This is a genomic window from Cellulosimicrobium sp. I38E (assembly GCF_001647255.1).
GTDB lineage: Bacteria > Actinomycetota > Actinomycetes > Actinomycetales > Cellulomonadaceae > Cellulosimicrobium > Cellulosimicrobium cellulans_E.
This window is the reverse complement of record NZ_LUAZ01000093.1, coordinates 1-4577: the sequence shown is the minus strand read 5'-3', so window position 1 is coordinate 4577 and position 4577 is coordinate 1. Positions and strand designations below refer to the sequence as shown.

Annotated in this window: 2 protein-coding genes; both read right to left on the bottom strand. The window is 70.6% G+C overall.

Going from position 1 to position 4577, the window contains the following annotated elements:
* On the bottom strand, window positions 1-929 hold a 929-nt coding region (gene narH, locus A0J59_RS20355; RefSeq protein WP_064317283.1), incomplete at its 3' end, for a nitrate reductase subunit beta.
* A partial coding sequence (locus A0J59_RS20350) for a nitrate reductase subunit alpha (protein ID WP_156533215.1) occupies window positions 929-4577 on the bottom strand: 3649 nt, incomplete at its 5' end. The genes A0J59_RS20350 and narH, both read right to left, overlap by 1 nt.

Below are 4577 nucleotides of genomic sequence, written 5' to 3'. Positions count from 1 at the left end.
GCGGCGGCGATCACTTGGGGGTCGTGGGGGTCGAGGAAGACGGCGCGTTGGGAGGCGAGGAGGTCGTGCTCGTCCTGGACGGCGGCGGCTTCGGTGACCTTGTCGGCGTCGTAGAGGACGAGGCCGAGGTAGCGCAGGCGTCCGACGCAGGTCTCGGAGCACACGGTGGGCAGGCCGACCTCGATGCGGGGGTAGCACAGGGTGCACTTCTCGGCCTTGCCGGTCTTGTGGTTGAAGTAGACCTTCTTGTAGGGGCAGCCGGTGACGCACATGCGCCAGCCGCGGCACTGGTCCTGGTCCACGAGGACGATGCCGTCCTCGGCCCGCTTGTACATGGCCCCCGAGGGGCAGGACGCGACGCAGGCGGGGTTGAGGCAGTGCTCGCAGATGCGGGGCAGGTAGAACATGAACGTCTTGTCGAGCTCGGTCGCGACGTGCTCGGACATGTGCGCCAGGATCGGGTCCTGGTCCATGGTGGCGGTGGACCCGGCGAGGTCGTCGTCCCAGTTCGCCGACCAGGAGATGTTCATGTCCTTGCCCGTGAGCAGGGACTTGGGGCGCGCGACCGGGGTGTGGGCGCCCTGGGGGGCCGAGAGCAGCATGTCGTACTCGTACGTCCACGGTTCGTAGTAGTCGTGGATCGAGGGCAGGACGGGGTTGGAGAAGATCGTGGCGAGCTTCTTCAGCCGGCCCCCGGCGCGGAGCTTGAGCTTGCCCTTCTTCGTGCGGACCCAGCCGCCCTGCCAGCGGTCCTGGTCCTGGTAGGTGCGGGGGTACCCGAGTCCGGGTCGGGTCTCGACGTTGTTGAACCACACGTACTCCACGCCCGTGCGGTTGGTCCAGGCCTGCTTGCACGTGACCGAGCACGTGTGACACCCGATGCACTTGTCCAGGTTCATCACCATCGACATCTGCGCCATGACCTTCATCAGTAGGTCACCTCCTGAGAACGACGACGGATCACCGTGACCTCGTCACGCTGGTTGCCCGTCGGGCCGATGTAGTTGAAGCCGTACGAGAGCTGCGCGTAGCCGCCGATGAGGTGGGTGGGCTTGAGCAGCACGCGGGTCAGGGAGTTGTGGATGCCGCCCCGCAGCCCGGACGTCTCCGACCGCGGCACGTCCACGGTCCGGTCCTTCGCGTGGTACATGAAGACCGTGCCCTCGGGCATGCGGTGCGAGACGACGGCGCGCGCGACCACGACGCCGTTGCGGTTGTAGGACTCGATCCAGTCGTTGTCCGCGACGCCGATCTTCTCCGCGTCCTGCGGGCTCATCCAGATCGTGGGGCCGCCGCGCGAGAGCGACAGCATGAAGAGGTTGTCCTGGTACTCCGAGTGGATCGACCACTTCGAGTGCGGGGTCAGGTACCGCACCGCGACCTCCGCGTAGCCCTCCGACCCCTGTGCCCCCGTGGGGGACGTGTCGCCGACGCGCGAGTCGCCGAACAGGCGGTGCATGTCGAGCGGCGGCCGGTAGACCGGGAGCTGCTCGCCGAGCTCGGTCATCCAGTCGTGGTCGAGGAAGAAGTGCTGGCGACCGGTGAGCGTGTGCCAGGGCTTGAGCCGCTCCACGTTGATGACGAAGGCGCTGTAGCGCCGTCCCCCGTGCTCGGAGCCGGACCACTCGGGAGAGGTGATGACCGCCGTCGGGCGCGACTGCACGTCCGGGAACGTGATGCGCTTGCCCTGCTCGTCCCGCGCGAGGTCGGCCAGGCGCTGCCCGGTGCGACGCTCCAGGTCCTCGAACCCCTGCACCGCGAGCCGGCCGTTCGTCGTCCCCGAGAGCGCGAGGATCATCTCGCACACGTGGGTGTCCCGGTCCAGGCGCGGGCGCCCCGCCGTCGGTCCGTCGGCGACGACGCCGTTCGCGACGGCGAGTCGCTCGACCTCCGGCGTCGGGTCGAACGCGACGCCCTTGGTGACCATGCCCACCTTCTGGGTGAGCGGGCCCAGGGCGGCGAGCCGGTCGGCGAACGCCGGGTAGTCGCGCTCGACGACGACGAGCTTGGACATGGTGACCCCGGGCACGAGCTCGCCCTGCGGCAGGACCTCGCCGTGGGGCGTGGCCATGGCGTCGGGCGTGTCGTGCGCGAGGGGGACGGCCACGACGTCCTTGCGCACGCCCAGGTGCGTCACCGACATCTTCGAGATGCGCCGGGCGATCGTGTGGAAGATGTCGAAGTCGGTGCGCGTCTGCCACGGCGGGCTGATGGCGGGGTTGAACGAGTGCACGAACGGGTGCATGTCGGTCGAGGACAGGTCGTGCTTCTCGTACCAGGTCGCGGCCGGCAGCACGACGTCGGAGAACAGCGTCGTCGACGTCATCCGGAAGTCGGCGGTGACGAGCAGGTCGAGCTTTCCCCGGGGCGCCTCGTCGTGCCACGCGATGTCCCGGGGCCGGCGGTCCGGCCCGGACTCGGGGGCGCGCACCGCGGCGTCGGTCCCGAGCAGGTGCTTGAGGAAGTACTCGTTGCCCTTGCCCGACGACCCGAGCAGGTTCGCGCGCCAGACGGTGAGGACGCGCGGGAAGTTCGCCGGGTCGTCGGGGTCGGCGCACGCGTAGTCGAGCTCGCCGGAGGAGAGCTGGTCGACGACGTGGCGCACCGGGTCCTTGCCCGCCGCCTCGGCCTCGTCCACCAGGTCGAGGGGGTTGCGGTCGAACGTCGGGTAGCTCGGCGTCCAGCCGCGACGGACGGACTCCACCAGCGTGTCCGCCGTCGTGCGGCCCGAGAACCTCCCGGTGGCGAGCGAGGACGCGAGCGCGTCCGCGGGCAGGCCGTCGTAGCGCCACTGGTCCGTCGCGAGGTACCAGAACGCCGTGCTGATCATGAGGCGCGGAGGCCGGACCCAGTCGAGCGCGTTGGCGTACTGCTGGAAGCCCGTGATCGGGCGGACCTTCTCCTGCCCCACGTAGTGCGCCCACCCGCCACCGTTGATGCCCTGGCAGCCGGTCATGGTCACGAGGGCGAGGAACGTGCGGTAGATCGTGTCGGAGTGGAACCAGTGGTTGGTGCCCGCTCCCATGATGATCATCGACCGGCCGTCGGAGTCGAGCGCGTTCTGCGCGAACTCGCGCCCGATGCGCGCCGCGGCGACGGCGGGTACGCCGGTGATCTCCTCCTGCCAGCCGGGGGTGCCCGGGGTCGCGGGGTCGTCGTAGCCCGTTGGCCACGTGCCCGGCAGACCGAGGTCGGGGCGGTCCACGCCGTACTGCGCGAGCAGCAGGTCGTAGACCGTCGTCACGAGGTGCTTGCCCACGCGGTGCGTCGGCACGCCGCGCCGCACCGAGCCCGCGCCGCCCTGGTGCTCGGCGCCCTCCTCGGGGGCGAGGTCGAAGCGCGGGAGGTCGACGGAGACCGGCCCGTCCGACGTCCCGCCCGTCAGGTCCGCGACCGACAGCGCCGGCTCGACCCCTTCGAGGTCGAGGTTCCACCGCCCGGGGTCGCCGTAGCGGTGTCCGAGCGACCCGTTGGGGACGATGACGTCGCCCGCGCGGGACAGGATCACCGTCCTCGACGCCGCGTGCGCGGTGCCGGCCTGGTCGGCGGCGGGCGTGCCCGCGAGCCGGTCCGCCGTGAGGAAGCGCCCCGGCACGTACACGTCCCCGCGGCGCTCGAGCGTCACGAGGTACGGCGCGTCGGTGAACCGCGCCATGTAGTCGAGGAACCGGGGCGCGCGGTCGCGCACGTGGAACTCGGTGAGGATGACGTGGCCCATGGCCTGGGCGAGGGCGCCGTCGGTGCCGGGGTGCGGGGCGAGCCACTCGTCGGCGAACTTGGTGTTGTCGGCGTAGTCGGGGGAGACGACGATGACCTTCTGCCCGCGGTAGCGGGCCTCGGTCATGAAGTGGGCGTCGGGGGTGCGGGTGACCGGGACGTTGGAGCCCCACATGATGCAGTAGGTGGAGTTCCACCAGTCGGCGGACTCGGGGACGTCGGTCTGGTCGCCGAACACCTGCGGGGAGGCGACGGGCAGGTCGGCGTACCAGTCGTAGAACGACAGCATGCTCCCGCCCAGGAGCTGGACGAACCGCGACCCCACCCCGTGCGACACCATCGACATCGCCGGGATGGGCGAGAAGCCGGCGACGCGGTCGGGGCCGTAGGTCTTGATGGTGTGCACGTGGGCGGCGGCGACGATCTCGGCGGCCTCGTCCCAGGTCGCGCGCACGAGCCCGCCCTTGCCGCGCGCGCTCTTGTAGGCACGGGCCGACCCCGGGTCGGACGTGACCTTCGCCCACGCGAGCACGGGGTCCCCGCCCACGTCGTCCTTCGCCTGCCGGTACAGGTCGAGCAGGGTGCCGCGGACGTAGGGGTAGCGCACGCGGGTGGGGGAGTAGGTGTACCAGGAGAACGCGGCGCCGCGGGGGCAGCCGCGGGGTTCGTACTCGGGGGAGTCGGGGCCGACGGAGGGGTAGTCGGTCTGCTGGGTCTCCCAGGTGATGATGCCGTCCTTGACGTAGACCTTCCAGGAGCAGGACCCGGTGCAGTTCACGCCGTGGGTGGAGCGCACGACCTTGTCGTGGGACCAGCGGTCGCGGTAGAACACGTCGCCCTGGCGCCCGCCGGTCAGGAAC